The organism is Candidatus Methylospira mobilis, from assembly GCF_009498235.1.
Lineage (GTDB): Bacteria > Pseudomonadota > Gammaproteobacteria > Methylococcales > Methylococcaceae > Methylospira > Methylospira mobilis.
Genome location: NZ_CP044205.1, coordinates 4,213,241 through 4,232,294, shown reverse-complemented (window position 1 = coordinate 4,232,294; position 19,054 = coordinate 4,213,241). Strand labels below are relative to the sequence as shown.

The window sequence follows — 19,054 nt, the reverse complement described above, 5'->3', positions numbered from 1 at the left end:
AAAATTGTAACTAAGCCTCTTGAGCTTTTGGAATTAAAACCGAGGCAGTCGGTAGTAAGGCAAGCCTGCCGACCTACCAGGAATTATGCCGGTAAATCGGCAGCTGTCCGGCGCCAATTCAGGGCGATTCAGAATAAGCAGGGCGCTGCCGGAGTTTAAGGTTCTGACCCTGAGATATCCACTCGCGACACGCTAATGGTTCGCGGTTGAAAATGGCCGGGCTTGGATACGAATTGTAGCGGTCAAAGGTTTTTGCAGCGTAAATCGGCATGCCGCATCAATCGCCCTATCCTTGGTCGGTTCGGGCGAAGGCCTATCAGGCGGGGCCGTATATGCGGTTGAAATGATATGGCACAATACCCCAATCTTTTTTATGCGGCTTATGCTCTAACTTCAGCTATTGCGGAGAAATAATGCACTCGTTCAGTCAGCTCAGCGGCATAGATCGCCGCTTTACCTTTTCCTGCGCGCCACTGGCAAAGAATACCTTTGAAGTGGTGCGCTTCGAAGGCGAAGAAGCCTTGTCTTCGCTCTATCGTTTCGAACTGCTGCTGGCATCGAAGGATGGAGATATCGACGAGAGCGCGCTGATCGGCACAGCTGCGCAATTTTCGTTGAACGACGGCATCGTAGGCGGGCAGGCTGCCGTTTATCAGGGCCTGATTCAGGAGTTTTCTTACGAATGCGAGAACTGCGGCTGGACTTTTTACCGCGCGATTTTGGCGCCCAGGCTGTGGAAGCTGGAAACCTTCGTGCTTTCCGAAATTTATCTGGACAAGAGCCGCCCCGAAATTTTCAACACCATCCTCGAAAACGCCGGGATGACCCGTAACGATTTCGAAATGCGTTTATCCAGCGACGGCGCCAATGCACCCAAACTGGACTATATCTGCCAGTATCGCGAAAGTTATCTGGCCTTTATTTCCCGCTGGGCTGAGCGGCTTGGCGTCTACTGGTGGTACGAGCAGATAGACGGTCAGGAACGAGCTGTTTTTACCGATATCCGCACCGCGCATAAAGACGAAGCGGTCACGCTGCATTATCGGCCGCCGGGCGGTCCGGATGCGCAAGTTACGCAAACGCGCGGCTGCCAGAGTCTGCGGCGTGTCGCAAAGAACTTGCCTAAACAGCTGGTTATACGCGATTTCAGCGCGAACCGCGCCAGCCAGGAACTCAAAGGCACTGCGCCAGTTAACATTGAGACTGGAACCGGTGAGCAGCATTTTTTCGGCAGAAAATTGAAAACCGTGATGGAGATCGAACAACGCGCCAAAACCCAGGCCGAAGCGCTGCGCTGCCGCGCGTTGCGCTATTTTGGCGGCAGCACCGCGACCGGCCTGCGCTGCGGACATTTCGTGCAGTTGGCCGATCACCCCCGCAACAGCTTCAACCGTCGTTATCTGCTGACCGAAGTGAAGCATCGCGGCTCGCAGGCCGGCATGCTGCTGGATGGATTGGGCATCGCATCGGAACAGGACGGCAGCGATTTTTACCAGGCCGATTTTATCGCCATTTCAAGCGAACAGCAGTTTCGTTCGGAAGAACGCTATCCCTGGCCGAAAGTCATAGGCACGATCAATGCTTTCATTGATGCCGAAGGCGACGGCCGGTACGCTGAATTGAACCAGTATGGCGAATACAAGGTGCAGGTGCCGTTTTTCATGACCCAAAAAGCCATCTGCCGCGGCTCGGCGTGGATCCGTATGGCGACACCGTACGCCGGCAGCGATCACGGCATGCATTTCCCGCTGCTCAAAGGCACGGAAGTGTTGCTGTCGTTCGTCAACGGCGATCCGGATCAACCGGTGATCATGGGCGCAGTGCCGAATTCGATCAATCCCAACGTGGTGACCAACGCCAATCAGAAGCAGTCGCGTATCCGCACCGCCGGCGGTAACGAGATAACACTGCACGACGAAGCCGGAAAACAGCATATGCTGCTGAAAACACCGGGAGGCAATACCACGCTGCGCATGGGAGCGAGTGAGTTCGATCCGGCAACGGCGAATTCCTCCGCCTCGACAGCCGAGTCCGGCATGCGACAACAATGGCAGGCGTCATCGTTCCCGAAAGCGTCATGGCTGGGGCTGCCGCAGATGTGGCAGGGCGGAGAAGTTCCGACGAGCTTTTCGGGGCGGCAACCGCAGCAGCAAACTACAAACCATCCGACACCCAGGCAGATTTGGATGGCGTCGCTTCCACCGCTGCCACCAAAAATTACCTGGCACATTCAATCGGACAATGACGCCGCTGTGGAAATCGGTGGCGATTCCTACGAGGCTATTGCTGGAAGCAGTGGGGAATACGTGCGGGGGGATTACATTGAAGAAGTCAACGGGAGCTATACTGAAAAAGTGCAAGGAAATTCATACGAATACTTACTGGGTGATTTTAATGCGGAAGTGATTACAGGTTTGTTCTCCGAATTTATTAATATAAATACACAAGTAGTTATCGATAATATCACCGCCACCTTGGGAAGTTTTACCGCTATCGGATTCAATTACTCGGCAGTAGGAGTGGAGCTTAAAACGAGTGACTCTGAGGTAGAATGTGTTGGAGCTAAAGTGGAAGTGGCGGGATCTTCTACCAAAAGCGCGGCTGTAGCCACAGATTTAAATGCTGTCCAGATTATTACTGTCGGTAATTTGATCAAAGATTCACTAAACGAAGTGTCAAGCAAGGTGAATGAAATATCAAGCAAGGCGATGCTTACGCAGCAATTGCTTGTGTCGCTGGCAAATAAAGTAACCAATATTGAAGACTCTGTTACTTCAGTGCAATCTCAAGTCGTATCAGTTAAAACAGGCACTGCTAAAACCAGCAATTTCTCTGTTAATCAAAATAACGGCCTTATAACTATTGGCTAAGTGTGCCGGTTCGCAATCCGCCGCTTGACTGGTAGCGGACGTGACAGCTCCTTTATATTTTTATAATTGCACTGTTACCTCGGTTTATCGTCTTCCAGGACGCCTTACCCCATCCAGGCGCTGCGACCAATAATCCTGGTACAGGCTGGAGATCATCACCGCGCCGCTGCGACTGCTTGGCGAATGGATAAAGGCATCGCCGCCCAGATAAATGCCGACGTGGGTGTGAGGCCGGCTGGATGTATTGAAAAACAGCAAATCGCCGGGGCGGCGTTCCTGCACAGCGACGGCGGGCAGCATCATCGCCATATCTTCGCTGCGGCGAGGCAATCTGAAACCATGACGCGAAAAAACATATTGCACAAAGCCGCTGCAATCGAAACCCTCGTCGGGGCTGTCGCCGCCGGAACGATAGGGTACGCCCTTGAGAGCCAACGCGGAATGGACAACCGGCGGCGCAGACGAGGGAAAAACAGGTACGCGCGCCGGCTGCCTTGGCGTTGAGGCGCAACCGGCCATTATCAGCAGCGTCGATAATACGGCCAGCTTGCGAAATAACCCGTCAACATGGATCAGCCTGCCATTGCCGCGCATAATCCTCCCAAGCATAGGATTTGAGTTGCCTGATGTCCTCCGCGCCGTCCCATAGGTAGACAGACGGCAGATTGTAGCCGTTGAAACGGTTGGCTTTGATTAAACTGTACGCGCCTGCGTTGCGAAAAACAACACGTTGCCCCAGGCATGGCCGGGACGCGAAACGAAATTCGCCGAGGATATCGCCGGCAAGACAACTACAGCCGGTCAGCAATACCGGAAAGCCGTTATCGGGTTCCTGCCAGGCCGGTTCCGGCCGCTTTTGATATTCGAATATCTCCGGGTGGTGGTTCACCGTGGTATCCAGCACCGCGATGGTTTTTCCGTCGCGCACGAACATATCCAGGATACTGCCGACCCAGTAGCCGGCTACGCCGGCTACTGCTTTTCCGGGCTCGAAGAACACCTCCAGTCCCCAGCGCGTTCGAATATTGCGCACGATGCAGCCGAGCTCGTCCATTTGCTCAACGCTATCGAACAGATAGCCGCCTCCCAGATTGATCCAGTCCAGCGACGTCAATACCGCATCTCCGAGCGTCCGTCCGATATGTTCGACGGTAGCGGCCAGCGGCGCGAAACTGGCAGACGAAAACAGCGTATGGAAATGCAGGCCGCTGAGTTTTGCCCTGACATCTGTCTGGCGCCAGGCCTCCGGAAACTGCGCCATCGGTACGCCCAGGCGCGAATGGCTGCGGCACGGGTTATAGCGATCGTCGTCGAGAAAAGACAGGCCGGGGTTGATGCGCAGGCCCAGCGACGTATCAGGCCCGGCCAGGCCGGCCAGATGCTGGAACTGTTCCAGCGAATTGAAATTGATGTGATCGCACAGGCCGCCAAGTTCGGCCATTTCCTCGCGGCGCAAACCCGGTGTAGTGATATGCAGCGAGGCAGCGCCGGTCAGCGCCGCCAGACGCGCCTCGAACAGCGAGCTGACCGAAAAACCGTCCAGATACGGTGCCAGCAATTCGAGCACCGGCAGCAACGGCAGAGCTTTGATCGAATACAGCGCCTTGCAGCCGCTGCTCGCGCGCAACTGCGCCAGCAGCCGCCCCATCGCCAGCAGGCGGCTTTGATTGAATACAAAAGCGGGAGTGGTAACAGCGCTGGTATCGAAAATGTGCATGCCTTATATGTTACACATTCAGTGGGCAGGGCACATCCGGAATGTAAAAGAAACTGGCGTTCTTTAATTTTTTATGCCGGCGGAATGAATATTTTCGTTGCAGAGGATACGGCTACATTTGCCGATTCGAGTTTTGCTTCGGCTTCCTCCTGCAGAATTTTCAGCGTTTTGAGTTGGACGTAGCCTGATTCCAGGCTCAAATCGGTATCCTTTAAAGCGGTCTTTATTGTTTTTATATCCGTATTGATGGCTTTCAGTTCCATTTCCGCTGTTTTTACTTCGGCAACCTGGTTTTCCATTACCTGGACGCCGGTTTTCAGCACTTTCATTTCTTCGTCGCTCAACGAAATCAGGCTGTGATTCAGCTCGTTGGTTTGATTGATGGTAAACGACGAACAGATATTCATAACCGCACTGACACCGAAGTTGGTGACCAGCCCTATCTGGGTGCTGAGCTTCGCTCCCAGGTATAGTTCGCTGTACAGTCCGCCGTACCAGGTGCTGTATGCGCCCACATACGCAGATGTAGATAATCCTTCAACGGTAAACGTGTACGCGCCGGCGATATTTGAAGTGGAAGAACCATGTATATTCGAAAGATAATTTTCGGCCTCTACGCTATAGCTCCCTTCGGTCACATAGCTGACTCCGCAGGGCCCGGTATGAGTTTTCGGCGGGGTGGTTGTGATGGTGAGGTTGCCGTCATTATCAGTATAAGTACCGCTGTTATTCCCATCGGTCCAGGAGCCGGACGCATTTGCCCCCACGCTTTGAGCGACCGCCGGCGGTGCGCCGAAGCTGACTTTCGTGTTGGCCGTAGGCGAAAACAGGTGGATGCCCTGTTTTCCCTCCAGATCCCGTAACGCGATGCTGTTGTGCCCTGCCGTATGTATCACCGACTCGGTCTGATTTTCATTGGTTACGACGTTCGCCGTTATCGAGTTATAAACGGCTCCCAATATCACCGGTTCGTCGGGATTGCCGTTATGGAATGAAAGCAGAACTTCGGTGCCTTTATGCAATGGAAAATGCATGCCGTAGCCATCGCCGGCATAAGGCGTGGCCATGCGTATCCAGGCCGAGGCTTTGGCATCGCTCTTTTCGGTGATGTCGTAAGGCAGTTGTACCTTGTATTCGCCATGCTCGTTCAACTCGGCATACTGGCCCGAACCTTCCGCATCAATGTAAGCGGTGAGACTGCCCTCGATACTGGGCCAGGGATGGATGATTTCCGGGCGGAACTGTACATCGGCGGGGATGGCGGAAAAGGACGCCTTATAAAAGTCCTGCTCCGGCCTCGCCGTTTCGGCCGGTACAGTCAGGCCGTCGAGCAGCAGCCCCGACTGCGCACCCTTATGGCTGACTTTGGTAAGCAGGTATTGCCGATTAAAGCTGGAGCGGTAATGACCTGACAACTCGATGAAACCGCCGCAGCGCAGGCCGGTCGCGGTCGATTCCCCGCTAAACACGCGGCTGCGGCAGATCAACCCTTCGGCCCTGATTTTTGCCAATGACTGCGCCGCCTCATTGGTATTGATGTGCAGGCCATAGTAGGTGACTTCGCCGGTGCCGAACGGATCGACTACCGCCGTACCCTTGATTTGTTGCGTAGCCCTTTTGTAGTAGTGGTCCATCACCGTAATGCGTTGAGGCAGCGATTGCAGTTTCAGGTTAAGGCGTTGTACCCGGCGGGTATCGGTTGTTACCGCATCCAGTTCTCCGGCTGCCTGGTAAATCAATTGCAGCGCGCGGCTGTCATGCGAACGAGTATGGTTGCCGAAAATCAGGGTTTCTTTGTTCTGCTGATACTCGAACCACCAATAGATGCCGAGACGCTCGCAGTACCGCGATAAAAAATCGAGATAGGTTTCCTGGAATTGAAAAATAAATTTGCGTTTCGGAAACTTGTCCTTATTCGCGAGCCGCAGGTCATATTCGTTATGGTTTAAGCCGGCTCCCTGCAGGACCAGGTCAATAATTTCCAGCGGCGTCTTATCCAGATAGACTTCGGTCAGATAAAACTGCCCCAATCGCCACAGCCTGGGCGTCAGTGCGGCTTTATAGTAAGCCCGGCCGGCGATTTGTTGCATATACTCGAAATTTTCAACAATGCCCGTATAGCAGGTATCCTTTCCGCCCGCCACGCCGTCGTTCATACGGAAGGTCGCCTGTGCGCCTATCAACATGCGTTCGTCTATATCGGTATTTGATGAAACCAGCAACAGTTCGAACCGGTAGAGTCCGGCCAGCGACTCTTCGCCTTCAAAGCGAGCGACTTCCAGCGAGGTAGCGGGATCCAGCTCACTGCAGTGGAATGAAAATCGGCGGTTGGAGCCGTGCGTGTGACTGATATCGGACATAGCGACCCCCTCGTTTATAGATTTGACAGATTATGCCCCATACTGCCGTAACTCATATCCTTTTCGTCATTCTACGGCTGCATAGAAAACCGAATCAACCGTTTGGGTCATCAGCGTTGCTTTCAGGCGTAAACGGGCAATAACCATCCGGCTAGTTGTAGCGGCTTTGCGGGTAAGTCAGCCGGGAAACGCTGACGGGTGGCGGTCTATCAAGCAGTCTTGTCGCGTAGCCGATTCTGACTGCGTAATCGCGGGTGCACCCGGCAGGAACATAGAGATTGCCGTATGCTTTGACGGAGCGTCTATATAATGAACGGGGTGCTTTAGGTTTGACGCCGGTGAATTGCGTCCGGGGGGAAAATAAGATACTATACAAAGGCTTCGCCAAATGGGAGTCTGCAGTTAATAATGCAACGAGCTGTTTTTCTTGATCGGGATGGCGTGATCAATCGTGCAGTAGTACGAGACGGCAAGCCCTACCCACCTGCGCATCTGGAGGAAATGGAGTTATTGCCGGGAGTCGCTGAGGCCTTGCGCGACCTGAAAGCCGCAGGCTTTCTGCTGATCGTGGTTACCAATCAGCCCGATGTGGCGCGGGGCAGGACGCCGCGCGCTGTTGTCGAGCAGATTAACGGCTATTTGGCTGATAGCCTGCCAATCGACGAATTCCGTACCTGTTACCATGATAGCCCGGATGGCTGTAACTGCCGCAAGCCGTTGCCGGGCGCATTGCTGGATGCCGCAAGGCTGAATGAAATTGACCTTGCGTCGAGTTACATGGTCGGCGATCGCTGGAGGGATATCGAGGCAGGGCAGCGGGCGGGTTGCAAAACCGTTTTTATCGATTACGGCTATGATGAAAAGCAGCCTGAGCAGGTTGATTTTCGCGTCGGCTCATTAAGCGAGGCGGCGCAAATCATTTGTCGCGGTGTCGGAGAAATCCAGCCTTGAACGCCCAGGGTAATGTACCGGTTCATCTTCACCAGAGCTTATTCACGGCGGCATAACCAATTCAAGTGATGGAGAAAGCGACGGCGGGCGGCTGGTCAACCGCCGGGTGCTTTTTTATTGCATAGATGTAATCAAAAAGAGCGACATAATGATCTTTCTGAGATATTTGACGATACAAGTGCTGGGCTATGGCATAGACATGGGGTCATTTCTGCTTATCCTGAGCCTTGCAACGATAGAACCCAATGTCGCAAATATTTTCTCCAAGCTGGCCGCCGGTTGTTTTGCTTTCGCGGCTCACCGGAGTTTTACGTTCAGCGTTGCCGGTTCGGGTTGCCCCAAGAGGCAGGCGATAAAATATTTTGGCCTGCTTGCCATCTATGCGCCTGTTTCTTCAGCGATACTGGAGTTGAACCTGATGTGGTTGCCGCTGTCGGCGATCCAGGAGCTGAATCTTGCCTGGTTGCCGCAGCCGGTCGTAATCGCCAAGTTTCTGTCGGACATCATGTGCGTCGCGCTGTCATATGCATTAAGCAAATACTTTATTTTTAGCGCGCCCACCGCTTTGGCCGATGACGCGGTGTCCGGTTCCAACACATGAAAATAGCGGTTACGGGCGCCAATGGATACATCGGCGAGCGTTTTATCAAACGTGCGCTGGCCTCCGGATATGAGATTATTGCTTACAGCAGACAAAGACCTGAGTCGGCCCGTTGCGACTGGATTCCCTATGAGCTGGCTGCGGATCGGCCGCCGGACCTCCCACTGGATACGGATGCCGTATTGCATCTTGCGACCGGCAAAGCGCCTGAAAGCGAGAATGACAGCGTGCAGGACCTGAATGCCATGGAGCAGCTTATTACTGCTGCTCGTAAGGTAAATGCAAGGCTTGTTTTCGTTTCCAGTCAGACTGCCAGGCCTGATGCCCCGACCGCTTACGGACGCAGCAAATGGCGCATAGAGCAACGGGTGTTGTCTACTGAAGGCAGGGTGGTGCGTCCGGGACAGGTGTATGGCGGGTCCGAGCGCGGACTGTACGGAACGCTGGTGGAATCCGTCAGGCGATTGCCGGTGCTTCCCGCGTTCGTGCCCGCTCCCAGGGTGCAGCCGATACATGTAGATGATTTATGCGACGGGCTGTTACGTATTGCCGAGCGCAACGATTTACAGTCCGGCGTGTTTCATCTCGCCGCCCCCCGGCCGGTTTCCTTTTCAGGGTTTCTTGGCGAGATTGCCCGAACCCGGCTCCGTTGCCGGCGATGGTTTGTACCGGTGCCGGTCATCGTTGTCAACGCGTTTGCTGCCATTGCCGGGGAATCATTGCGTAGCCGGTTAGGGTTGGAGCGTTTGCGCTCGCTGTTCGACTTGCCCGTCATGTCGACGGCTGCCGATCTCGAACTGCTTGGCCTTACCTTGCGTCCATTACGCTCAGGAATGCACCGGTCGGGTCATGATGCGGGCAGACGTTTATTGCTGGAGGGGCGATCTCTGCTTGCCTACGTGTTGGCGGCCCCGTCCGGCAGCGTTTTGCTGCGCCGCTACGTTCGCGTCATAAATGAATTGCGCGACGGTAAAGCGCTTGCCTTGCCTGATTTCATCGTGCAATGGCCGATGCTGCTGGCGCTTATCGATGGAAATGACCTTGGAACGGCTGGTGCTAATGAGTTCCGGTGGCGGCTTGACGCAGCCACTATTCTGGCTGAAGCAACTACGCAGGGCGCGCAGCGTTTTCTGGGGTTGGGATACCGCCATGGTTTCCTGCTTAGCCTGTTGGGAATGGTACGCGCTGTGGCATCGGAAATAAGCTGGCGAATCGTGGGCATTTTATTATCGCCAGTTATCCGCATTGCATTGCTCCGCTCACAGGAAGGGCGGTCATGACGCCCGATTTCGATATCATCATTGTAGGCAGCGGCCCTGCCGGGGTGTCGGCGGCGTTTCCGTTGGTCGAGGCCGGTATTCGTGTGCTGATGGTCGATGGCGGCAGGAAGCCCGATGTTTTGCCCCCGGAAAGGGATTTTCTTTCTGTACGCGCCAATGACGACGATCAATGGCAATGGATGCTGGGCAAGGATTTTCATGCGCTGAAAATGTATGACACCGTTTCTCCCAAGCTTCGCGTCCCGTCGCTCGCTTATGTATTCGAGCAATTCGAACGCGAAAACAAAATCGTTGGCGAAGATTTTGTTACCATAGGCTCGTTGGCATCCGGCGGGCTTTCGAACGCGTGGGGATGCGGCGTAGCGCGCTTTTCAGGGGAAGAGCTCGAATCGTTCCCGTTTCCGGCGTCGGAACTGAAAGCCTCCTGCGCCGGCGTAGCCCTGCGCATGGGCATCAGCGGCGGAGTCGCCGACGATCTTTCCGACTTTTTCGGTCTTGATGAGTGGACGCAGCCGCCGATAGAGATGGACCGGCTCCACTCCTATCTCCTGAACCGATACACCGCTTCAAGACGCAAACTTGCCTCGCTGGGCTTTAAAACCGGCCGCGCGCGTATCGCAGTGATAAGCAACGATCGCGATGACCGCCAGGCGTGCAACCTTTCAGGCAACTGTATGTGGGGTTGCCGTCGGCGCGCCTTGTATTCAGCGGCCGATGAACTGAGCGCGCTACTCAAATATGATAATTTCACGCTGCAATCAGGCTTTCTGGTGGATAGCGTTTCAAATCAGTATGGCTTGCGCGTAATACAAGGGAAGTCGGCTTCCGAACAGGCGTACAGAACGATCAGCGCAAAAAAGATATTGTTGGCCGCAGGCACACTGGCTACGACCCGATTAGCGTTGCAGGCGCTCGGAAAATACGAGGAAGATGTGCCGTTGCTTTCCTGCCCCACGGCGGCGTTCATGCTGTGGGTACCCCGTTTTCTGGGCATACGGCGTATGCCTGCCATAGGTATCGGCCAATTGGCGTTTACGTTGGCGCTGACCGGCGGGATCACCGCTTACGGAGCCAACCTGGCTACGACAGGCATCGGAATGTCCGAGTTTTTACGGAGAGCGCCGTTGAAGCGCCGAAACGGCATTGAATTATTTCGTAACCTGTTAAGCTCATGCATAATAGGCGGCCTGTTTTTGCCTGGCAACCTGACCAGAGCCAGCGCTTGTCTGCGGAAGGATGATAGTCTTCATATATCCGGTCAGTATTGCGATGGCGCAACCGCTGTTATGAATGAAGCGGAAACGAAGCTGCGCAAATCCTATTCGAAACTGGGCGCCTTGCTTATACCAAAAAGCTTCACCATCGGAAGCGTAGGCGGCGATATTCATTACGCCGGAACAGTACCGATGAAATCCGCTCCTTCACGCGGCGAGTCCACCGCGCTAGGGGAGGTCAAGTCGCTTGATGACGTGCATGTAATAGATGGAGCCTGTATACCGGCACTGCCGGGTAAGCCGCATACCTTTATGATTATGGCCAACGCTGACCGGATTGCCCGGGAAATAGCGGACCGATTCAAAAGCTCCAACTCGTAGTCCTTGTCAGCAATGAAAGTAAAAATCAGCCGTATTTCATATCACCTTCCGGATCGGGTAGAGGGCGAGGAAGAGCTTAAAAGCGACAATCCCGATTGGGATATGCCGAAAATCATCGCAAAAACGGGGATACATAAGCGGCGTATCGCATCCGAAGGTGAAACTGCCGTCGATCTGGCGTACGAGGCCGCTAATAAGTTGTTTTCGACTAATCCACAGCGCGAAGAAATCGATCTGCTGATACTGGTTACCCAGTCGCCGGATTACGTCCTGCCTCCCAGCGCCTGCATCTTGCAGAATCGGCTCGGGCTGTCGCAGAATTGCATGGCGTTCGATGTGAATCTGGGCTGCTCCGGCTTCGTTTATGCGCTGAGTATTGCCGGGGGATTGATTGAGTCCGGCGCCGCCCATAAGAGCTTGATACTTTGTGCGGATACGTATTCGAAATACATAGCAAAAACCGATCGTACCTGCCGCCCGCTGTTCAGTGACGGAGCCGCCGCCGTACTGGTGGAAGCGGCGGCGGCAGATTGCGTCGGCCCTTTTGATTTCGGAACGGATGGCGCCGGCTACGACCGGCTTATCGTAAAAAACAGCGGCGCCAGGGATGTGGGGCTTGCACGCGGGGCGCTGGAAATGCGTGGCAGCGAAGTGTTTCTTTTTACGATGCGCGTAGTTCCTCCGTGCATCAACAAACTTCTCGACCGCGCGGGACTCACCTTCGAAGACATCGATTTATTTGTATTCCATCAGGCCAGCAGGCTGGTAATAGAAAATCTTGTCAGAACGATGTCCCTGGATGAGAGCAAGGTCTATACAAACCTTGAGAGCATCGGCAACACCGTATCGGCGTCCATACCGATTGCGCTCAAAGACGCGGAAATGCAGAAACGATTGAAGGAAGGAGACACCGTTATGCTGGTTGGCTTCGGCGTGGGTCTATCCTGGGGCGCGACATTGATAAAATGGTGCGCAGCATGATTGTTTTAACTGGAGCATCGGGAGGCGTCGGCAGCGCCATTCTGCCTTCGTTGGCAGCGCTGGACAGCATCGTTGCAATCTACAATAACAACGCCCCCGTGATCGACGGGTTACCCAACGTCATTCCCTATCGGCTGGATTTGACATCGGAGGAGGATGTCAATGCATTCGTCAAATCGATGGAAACCCGGCTCACGAATATCACGCTTATTCATGGCGCTGCGCTGGCGCGCCAGGAAAAGCTTGCGGTTCAATTCAAAACCGGGGATTGGGATCAGGTCATGGAGGTAAATCTCCGCGGCAACTTTCTTCTGACCCGCGCGCTGCTGATGCCGATGATCAAGGAAAAGTGGGGGAGGATAATACACTTTTCATCCGCAGCCGGCATGAACGTTGCCCCCGGAACGCTCGCTTACTCGACTTCCAAAACAGCCTTGCTGGGCATGTCGAGAGTGCTTGGCGTCGAATATGCCCGCTTCGGCATCACTTCCAATATCCTTGTCAACGGCTATTTTGATACGGGAATGTATCGGGCGTTAAGCGAGAAAATTCAGAAAAAGCTTATAGATTCAATACCATCCGGTAAGTTGGGCGATCCGATAAACATTACAAATGCTGTAGAATTCCTGATAAAATCACCATTCGTAAATTGTAGTGCAATCAATATCGACGGCGGAGTGTGATCAAGGCGCTTCGCGCCGTTCCCCGTTGTTTGCAAACTAACATCAATCGTGAACAGGAAGTCCTGATAGTGGCCGTTATGCAGGCGCTTGCCGCTGCGGTCCGGCGACCTCACCGCCACCTCGATTCTATACCCTGGAAGAATATTCCCGATCGGCAGTGGATGCGTACTTAATCGTGAAGCGGCTAATGGTTGGCTTTATTTGTTTATGCGAAATAGTAGTGGAGATCAGAATTGAAAATTGAGCGCGTGGACTTGAGCGTCCTGAAACAGGATCAGCATAAATTTTTCTCTGATGTTTTTGTAGATGAATTACTTGTTTATAAACACGAAAATGAATATTTTGCCATAAGCACATTCTGTCCTCATTTCGGCGGGCCGCTGGTTTTGGCTGATGGGAAATTAAATTGCTATTGGCATGACTGGGATTTTCACTTGACGGAGCATCATTGTATTAACCGCAGGATTGATGTCAAGGCTAAAAAATACAAGGTAAAGCTGATTTCAGATAATACGCTGGAGATATCCGAATGATTATTAACTTTACGATTACAAGGGTTGTTAACGTAAGCAAAGTCGTGTGTCTGTGGAATACCTGGGATCACGAGCATCTATATTACGTTCATAGGCAATTCGGTAACGCGAAGATGATGTATGAGGACTCGAAGGTTGCGTTTATCAGAACAACGGTAAAACTGCCTTTTCTGCCTATATACGTTAATTGCCTGCATACGATGACGTCGATTAAAAACGATAATGTGCTGGTGATTGACGCTTTACCATTCGGCGTTATTTCCAGGCTTGAAATGATATATAACGAAATAGACCCGAGAACGACCGAGTTGGTTAATAACTATTCTCTCGATGTGCCGGGAATTTTCTATCCGTTCAAGAATCTCATTTGCAAGGTGATCACAAGGTGGAATGATGTAAACTGGGATGAGGATTTGCCATTAAAGATTCGCAGGCAACTTGCGATAGACTCGAATTTTATCGACTTTTACGGCAAGTCCGATAGGGTTGGCGATGCGAACAAGCAATTAAAGCTGCCAATTCCAAGAACAAAAGATTCGATTTTGAATAATTAACGTGATCGTAAAAGAGTGGATTGTGCGTAAAAACAATCCGCTGTGAATAAAGTACCCGCGAAAACCCGCTAAGCTCTGGAAAATGGAAATTAAATTTGCACTTGGTCCCGGTAAGGAAATAACGTTGGCGTCCGCTCCGGGCGTATTTACACCGAACATGACTACCAGTCTGTTGATACAGGCGGTCGGCAGTACTGTGGGCGAGCCGGTTGACCTGCTGGATCTGGGGTGCGGGACCGGAGTCGTCGGAGTTGCGCTGTACCAGCAGGGCTTGATAAAGACGAAAGTCTCCGCGTCGGATTTGAGTGAAGCGGCGGTAAAATGCAGCCGCGATAATTTCGAACGTTATGCCTGTCCGGCCGAGGTGCGTTGCGGTACGTTGTTCGAGCCCTGGGTGGGAATGAAGTTCGAGGTTATTGTCGATGATATTTCCGGTATTTCACAGAGCGTCGCTGATGTTTCTCCCTGGTTCCAAGGCGTTCCTTGCGAAACCGGGGAGGATGGTGTTGATCTTGTTGCCGAGATTATACGTAGTGCGCCGCAATACCTTAAAGAGGGAGGGCGTTTCTTTTTTCCAGTGTTGTCGCTGTCCAGCGTAGACAGGATTTTACAAGTCGCCAGGGAAACCTTCTTCACCGTTGAAAAAGTAGGGCGCCGGGAATGGCCTTTGCCTGCGGAGCTAAAAGCGCACTTGCCCCTGCTGCGAAAGCTGGGTGCCGAGGGGGCAATCAGTCTGGAGGAACGCTTTGGGATGGTAGTGTGTTACACCGAGACATATCTGGCTATGAATCCGTATTAATTTTTGCTTCGGTGACCACTGATAAATTCAAATTTGGCCGATAGCGAGCGCATAGCATCAATGGGTTCCCATGCAAATTTGTGCTAAAAACCGATTAAATCAGTGTTTTCCTACTGTGATGCCGGTTGTGGGGTCTCAAACTGATTGCGAATAAACACCTCCTTTCTTAAAAGGACACAGGGATTTTTGCAGGGCGGCTTCATGATAAAGACATTCCGACTTCCCCTGGTCCCGGCCAAAGCGCCAAACACGAATAGTAACCCTTAGTGCTGAAAAAGGGCGAGCCGCTCTGGGTTGATCTCAACTTCAGGAATCCTGTATCCACAGTAGAATTGGGCTTGTCGGTAGATGAGCGTCGCCTGGGTTGCGCCTTGAGTTAAATACGGCGTAATCTCGTAACGGAAACAGGTGAGTACAGCAACAGTTCGTTTGAAAGTTGCAGGACGAAGTACAAAATGCTAATCTGAAATGATGATGGGGGCCTGAGTAGGCTTTCGTTGTGTCTCCGCACAGTCTCGATTGGCGCGTTACATGGCTGGGTTTTTAGCGGTTGCAGGCACAAACTGCCGCAATCGCAGCAGATGCGACCATGGTCGTATGCAGAACCGAAACCTAATGGCGCCAATAACCATTCAGTGTAACAGAAAGCAGAGGTTATATATATTCATGTCAACGAAACTCGAATCCGAAGTTATTTCAGTTGTAGAAAGCGCTCTTGAGCTAAAACCGGGGCAGCTCGGCGCTGAGTCCAAAGCCGAGGAGATTGAAAAATGGGATTCGCTTGGGCAACTGAGTATTCTTGTTGCTCTGGATAAGCTTTTCGACGGGAAGATTGCGACTATTACCGATATGGCGGAAGCGGATTCCATGCCAAGAATACTCGCTATCCTCAGACAACACGCATTGATTTAGCTGGTGACAGTGTTCCGCAGAACGTAGCGCAGCACTGATAAGAGTCCGGCTTTCCTTTTGTTCTCACGATGACAATCATGGCGCAGATATCAGTCGAAAATTTCGCGGAAACCGATATGGAAGGGTATCTGGATCTGTCGCAACAGGAATATGGCGACTCGATTACAACCACCGATCCGTGTCATATCAGGTGGAAGCATTTGGAGTCGCCTTTTGGGGTCTCCAGTTATGTCAGTTTGAATGAAAATGACCGGATAGTCGGACGCGCGCTGATTCAGCCGCGTACCTTGCGCACAGCGGTAAAATCATACCATATCGCTTCAGTAATGGACTTGCTCATTAACCGCGAGCATCGTACTACGCCGGTTAATTTCATCAAGCTGACGAAGGCGTGCGGTAATATAGGGAAATACGATCTGGTTTTCCATACTTCGAACGAACGCACGTTTCCGCTTTACAGCAAGTTGCTCGCTTTTCCAAATCCGTTTTCACTGCAGGCCTATGGTTTTCCAGTGCGGCTTGCCGGGTTGCTTTGCTCGGTTATCGGCAAAAGAATAGATGCATTGGATTGGTTCACTGCTCCATTTCGTCGGCTGATCGAAGGCGCTGCTTACTTGGTCAGCTCCGCCGCGAGCTTGTCAATTGCAGGAAAACCGATTAGTGATAGCGAGCTGGATACTCTGTCAGAGAAATCTCTGCGTCTGTCCGGACCTCTTCTCGCCCGAACAAATGAATTTTTGAAATGGCGGTTCAATGATGCGCCGCTGTGGCCGGCAACAGTTTATCGCATAGACAGACGAGGCCGATTTTTGGGCTATGTAGTATTGCGAAAAATGGAGCTCGGTAGTCTGAACCATTTCGTCCTGATGGATTTCCTGATTGATCCGGATGCGCCGCTTTTTGTTTATGTCGCATTGAGATTTTGGCTGATTGCAAAGGCTAGCGCTGCCAAAGCGGATACCTTGTTCACGATGATAAACCCATGCAGCGCCTACTCGCGCAAGTGCGTCGGTTTCCCGCTCATGGGCATACCGGAAAAATTGCTGCCTCACGGAACTCCCATTTTTGTCAGGGCGGGCGCGGATAAGTCATTGGGTCTTGATGGGGCTATGCATCTAACCCTTGGCGATCTCGACTATTTCTAGGGTGCAGGGCAATGAAAATCACATGTACGGAACCGGCGGCGCTATTTCTTTTTGCGCATCAGGATGATGAGTTTGGCGTATTTCAAACAATCGTCGATGAACGGGAAAAAGGCCATAGAGTATGTTGTGCATATCTAACCGACGGTGGTTTTAACGGTGTATCGCCGCAGCGGCGCAATCGTGAATCGCTGTCTGTTTTGCAGCGCATGGGCGTACAGCCTCAGGATGTGTTTTTTGCCGGAGATAGGGTGGCTATTCCCGACGGTAAACTGCATGAACATCTGGCGGCTGCCGACGGCTGGATAGATAATTGGCTCGCTGGTTTTACTCAAGTGGTTTCGATCTGCGTCCCGGCTTGGGAGGGGGGGCATCACGATCATGACGTGCTCCACGCCATCACGGTGGTTATTGCCGAAAGGCGGAGCATGACCGATTACGTCAGGCAGTTCCCTCTCTATAATGCCCATGGTTGCGTCGGGCCGTTCTTCAAGGTACTTCATCCCCTGCCTCTGAATGGTCCGGTCGAAGAAACAGCAATCCCATGGGGAAATCGCTTTCGTTTCCTGCGTAATTGTTTAGGATACCCATCGCAGGCCGTAACCTGGATGGGCATTTTCCCTTTTGCCGTTTTTCATTATCTGGTCAGCGGGAAACAGGCGCTGCAGCCTGTTTTATCTGCCCGTTTAAATATCAGGCCCCATGATGGCGTGCTTTATTACGAAATGAGGGGGTTTTTTACTTGGGCCGAAATGGATTCCTGTCTATCAGCCTGGCGTAACGGCGCAGCATAATAACGCCTCGCGCGTTAAAGCGCTTCAATGTTATTTCAGGCCGTCACGAATCATCACTTTATTCGTGACGCCAGCAATCCGGTTGACGCACCCACAAATAATTTCAAACGATAGTCAAATGAATCAAAATAACGTGCTTGACAGCGCTGCGTTTTCTCCACGCTTTTTGCATCTGCCCGGAGGCTGCGGGCATTTGGCTTTTTCATCATGGCTTATTCAAGAGATTTCACCGCAGGTATTTGTTCAGCTGGGCGTAGATAAAGGAAATGCGTATTTTTCTTTCTGTCAGGCAGTTGCCGAAGCGGGTCTGTCGACAAAATGTTATGCGATAGATGCGTGGAGCGGCGACGAGCAGACGGCTCTTTACGCTAATGATTTTTTTTCCACCGTAAAAACGCATAACGAACAATATTATGGCGGCTTCTCGTTGCTGTTGAGAGTAAAGTACGATGAGGCGGTCGATAGTTTTGACGATGAATCTGTAGGTTTGCTGCATATAGACGGAGCGCAAAGCTATGACGAGGTTCGTCGCGCTTTTGACGTCTGGCTGCCCAAGTTGATTCCTGATGCCGTTGTGACTCTAGGCAATATTAACATGCAGAAGTCAGGCAGCGCCTGGAAATTCTGGGAAGAACTTAAGGCGCGCTATCCGCATAATATGGAATTTATTCACTCAAATGGGTTGGGCGTAGCGCAGATATCAAAGGAAGCTCATGATAACGTACTGGAATGGATACGCTTCGACTCGCCCTGTAAGGAACAATTAATCAACTATTTTTCAACATTGGATAAACGTTACCTGGAGCTGACCGAAACCAGGCGCCATTTCGACAATTTGAATCGGGTTATAGCACAGCGCGATGAACAAATCGTAAGCCTTAACCGTCTGGCCATGGAACAGCTCAGCAAGGGCGAGATCGAGAGGCGTAAGCTGGAAGTGGATGGATACAAGGCGGAATTTAAGCTTTCCTGCCGTTTACGAGAAAAAGAGCATGAACTGGAGGCGAAAGAGCACGAGCTGAAGGTGATTGATGAACATTGGAAAAAATCGGAAGCACTCAGATATGAGTCAGAAGTGCGCTGCCAGGTGCTGGCACAGGAACTTGAGGCGTTCCGGGTTCAGGTCGAGCTTTTGAACGGCGTAATCCAGGAAAAAGAACGATACGCCGAAAGCCTCCTTCGAGAAAATGAAGTTATCATGACCTCTTTTTCCATGCGGATTACCAAGCCTTTGCGCGGTATGCTGAATATAGTCCGCCGCATAAAACGAAGATAAGGATTG

Annotated in this window: 17 protein-coding genes; 14 read left to right on the top strand and 3 right to left on the bottom strand. The window is 52.3% G+C overall.

Annotation, left to right across the window (positions count from 1 at the left end; all coding sequences use genetic code 11):
* The first annotated feature begins 413 nt into the window (after nt 1-413).
* Nucleotides 414-2,870: a type VI secretion system Vgr family protein gene (locus tag F6R98_RS19325; protein ID WP_153250466.1), complete on the top strand. Its 2,457-nt coding sequence runs from the start codon at nt 414-416 to the stop codon at nt 2,868-2,870.
* A gap of 84 nt (nt 2,871-2,954) precedes the next feature.
* Here F6R98_RS19325 and F6R98_RS19320 read toward each other — a convergent pair whose 3' ends face one another.
* From F6R98_RS19320 to F6R98_RS19310, 3 genes are all read right to left on the bottom strand, one after another.
* The gene (locus F6R98_RS19320) at nt 2,955-3,464 is read right to left on the bottom strand and encodes a C40 family peptidase (protein ID WP_153250465.1); all 510 of its coding nucleotides are present in this window, start codon (nt 3,462-3,464) and stop codon (nt 2,955-2,957) included.
* Entirely contained in the window at nt 3,433-4,587 is a 1,155-nt protein-coding gene (locus tag F6R98_RS19315) for a type III PLP-dependent enzyme domain-containing protein (RefSeq protein WP_153250464.1), read from the bottom strand. Before F6R98_RS19315 ends, F6R98_RS19320 begins: the two co-directional genes overlap by 32 nt.
* 71 nt (nt 4,588-4,658) lie before the next feature.
* A complete protein-coding gene (locus F6R98_RS19310) occupies nt 4,659-6,947 on the bottom strand; it encodes a type VI secretion system Vgr family protein (RefSeq protein WP_153250463.1) in 2,289 nt (762 codons plus the stop codon).
* 408 nt (nt 6,948-7,355) lie between these two features.
* On the opposite strand from F6R98_RS19310, the gene F6R98_RS19305 reads away from it, so the two are divergent.
* From F6R98_RS19305 to F6R98_RS19245, 13 genes are all read left to right on the top strand, one after another.
* Nucleotides 7,356-7,898: a D-glycero-alpha-D-manno-heptose-1,7-bisphosphate 7-phosphatase gene (locus F6R98_RS19305; RefSeq protein WP_153250462.1), complete on the top strand. Its 543-nt coding sequence runs from the start codon at nt 7,356-7,358 to the stop codon at nt 7,896-7,898.
* 148 nt (nt 7,899-8,046) lie between these two features.
* Nucleotides 8,047-8,499, top strand: coding sequence for a GtrA family protein (locus F6R98_RS19300; RefSeq protein WP_153250461.1), 453 nt, complete (start codon nt 8,047-8,049; stop codon nt 8,497-8,499).
* Entirely contained in the window at nt 8,496-9,779 is a 1,284-nt protein-coding gene (locus tag F6R98_RS19295; protein WP_153250460.1) for an NAD-dependent epimerase/dehydratase family protein, read from the top strand. The genes F6R98_RS19300 and F6R98_RS19295 overlap by 4 nt, the downstream gene beginning before the upstream one ends.
* The gene (locus F6R98_RS19290) at nt 9,776-11,374 is read left to right on the top strand and encodes an FAD-dependent monooxygenase (protein WP_153250459.1); all 1,599 of its coding nucleotides are present in this window, start codon (nt 9,776-9,778) and stop codon (nt 11,372-11,374) included. The genes F6R98_RS19295 and F6R98_RS19290 overlap by 4 nt, the downstream gene beginning before the upstream one ends.
* 12 nt (nt 11,375-11,386) lie before the next feature.
* Nucleotides 11,387-12,355, top strand: coding sequence for a ketoacyl-ACP synthase III (locus tag F6R98_RS19285; RefSeq protein ID WP_153250458.1), 969 nt, complete (start codon nt 11,387-11,389; stop codon nt 12,353-12,355).
* Nucleotides 12,352-13,038: an SDR family NAD(P)-dependent oxidoreductase gene (locus F6R98_RS19280; protein ID WP_194270029.1), complete on the top strand. Its 687-nt coding sequence runs from the start codon at nt 12,352-12,354 to the stop codon at nt 13,036-13,038. The genes F6R98_RS19285 and F6R98_RS19280 overlap by 4 nt, the downstream gene beginning before the upstream one ends.
* 233 nt (nt 13,039-13,271) lie before the next feature.
* Entirely contained in the window at nt 13,272-13,571 is a 300-nt protein-coding gene (locus F6R98_RS19275; protein ID WP_153250456.1) for a Rieske (2Fe-2S) protein, read from the top strand.
* Nucleotides 13,572-13,684: 113 nt separating this feature from the next.
* Nucleotides 13,685-14,125, top strand: a complete 441-nt coding sequence (locus tag F6R98_RS19270) for a hypothetical protein (protein ID WP_153250455.1) — start codon at nt 13,685-13,687, stop codon at nt 14,123-14,125.
* Between the two features lie 82 nt (nt 14,126-14,207).
* Nucleotides 14,208-14,924 carry a methyltransferase gene (locus F6R98_RS19265; RefSeq protein ID WP_153250454.1) on the top strand — a complete coding sequence of 239 codons (717 nt, stop codon included), beginning with the start codon at nt 14,208-14,210 and terminating at the stop codon, nt 14,922-14,924.
* A 666-nt stretch (nt 14,925-15,590) separates the two neighbouring features.
* Nucleotides 15,591-15,836: a hypothetical protein gene (locus tag F6R98_RS19260; RefSeq protein WP_153250453.1), complete on the top strand. Its 246-nt coding sequence runs from the start codon at nt 15,591-15,593 to the stop codon at nt 15,834-15,836.
* Nucleotides 15,837-15,913: 77 nt separating this feature from the next.
* Nucleotides 15,914-16,981, top strand: coding sequence for a hypothetical protein (locus tag F6R98_RS19255; RefSeq protein WP_153250452.1), 1,068 nt, complete (start codon nt 15,914-15,916; stop codon nt 16,979-16,981).
* 11 nt (nt 16,982-16,992) lie between these two features.
* Nucleotides 16,993-17,772, top strand: a complete 780-nt coding sequence (locus F6R98_RS19250) for a PIG-L deacetylase family protein (RefSeq protein WP_153250451.1) — start codon at nt 16,993-16,995, stop codon at nt 17,770-17,772.
* 118 nt (nt 17,773-17,890) lie between these two features.
* Complete coding sequence (locus F6R98_RS19245; RefSeq protein WP_153250450.1) at nt 17,891-19,048, top strand: class I SAM-dependent methyltransferase; 1,158 nt, start codon at nt 17,891-17,893, stop codon at nt 19,046-19,048.
* Nucleotides 19,049-19,054 lie beyond the last annotated feature (6 nt).

What these genes read in the sequence shown, in the direction of transcription:
- F6R98_RS19320 (WP_153250465.1), bottom strand. Translation starts at nt 3,464, where the DNA reads ATGCGCGGCAATGGCAGGCTGATCCATGTTGACGGGTTATTTCGCAAG.
- F6R98_RS19255 (WP_153250452.1), top strand. Translation starts at nt 15,914, where the DNA reads ATGGCGCAGATATCAGTCGAAAATTTCGCGGAAACCGATATGGAAGGG.
- F6R98_RS19245 (WP_153250450.1), top strand. Translation starts at nt 17,891, where the DNA reads ATGAATCAAAATAACGTGCTTGACAGCGCTGCGTTTTCTCCACGCTTT.
- F6R98_RS19285 (WP_153250458.1), top strand. Translation starts at nt 11,387, where the DNA reads ATGAAAGTAAAAATCAGCCGTATTTCATATCACCTTCCGGATCGGGTA.
- F6R98_RS19280 (WP_194270029.1), top strand. Translation starts at nt 12,352, where the DNA reads ATGATTGTTTTAACTGGAGCATCGGGAGGCGTCGGCAGCGCCATTCTG.
- F6R98_RS19265 (WP_153250454.1), top strand. Translation starts at nt 14,208, where the DNA reads ATGGAAATTAAATTTGCACTTGGTCCCGGTAAGGAAATAACGTTGGCG.
- F6R98_RS19325 (WP_153250466.1), top strand. Translation starts at nt 414, where the DNA reads ATGCACTCGTTCAGTCAGCTCAGCGGCATAGATCGCCGCTTTACCTTT.
- F6R98_RS19260 (WP_153250453.1), top strand. Translation starts at nt 15,591, where the DNA reads ATGTCAACGAAACTCGAATCCGAAGTTATTTCAGTTGTAGAAAGCGCT.
- F6R98_RS19295 (WP_153250460.1), top strand. Translation starts at nt 8,496, where the DNA reads ATGAAAATAGCGGTTACGGGCGCCAATGGATACATCGGCGAGCGTTTT.
- F6R98_RS19310 (WP_153250463.1), bottom strand. Translation starts at nt 6,947, where the DNA reads ATGTCCGATATCAGTCACACGCACGGCTCCAACCGCCGATTTTCATTC.
- F6R98_RS19270 (WP_153250455.1), top strand. Translation starts at nt 13,685, where the DNA reads ATGATGTATGAGGACTCGAAGGTTGCGTTTATCAGAACAACGGTAAAA.
- F6R98_RS19305 (WP_153250462.1), top strand. Translation starts at nt 7,356, where the DNA reads ATGCAACGAGCTGTTTTTCTTGATCGGGATGGCGTGATCAATCGTGCA.
- F6R98_RS19290 (WP_153250459.1), top strand. Translation starts at nt 9,776, where the DNA reads ATGACGCCCGATTTCGATATCATCATTGTAGGCAGCGGCCCTGCCGGG.
- F6R98_RS19300 (WP_153250461.1), top strand. Translation starts at nt 8,047, where the DNA reads ATGATCTTTCTGAGATATTTGACGATACAAGTGCTGGGCTATGGCATA.
- F6R98_RS19250 (WP_153250451.1), top strand. Translation starts at nt 16,993, where the DNA reads ATGAAAATCACATGTACGGAACCGGCGGCGCTATTTCTTTTTGCGCAT.
- F6R98_RS19315 (WP_153250464.1), bottom strand. Translation starts at nt 4,587, where the DNA reads ATGCACATTTTCGATACCAGCGCTGTTACCACTCCCGCTTTTGTATTC.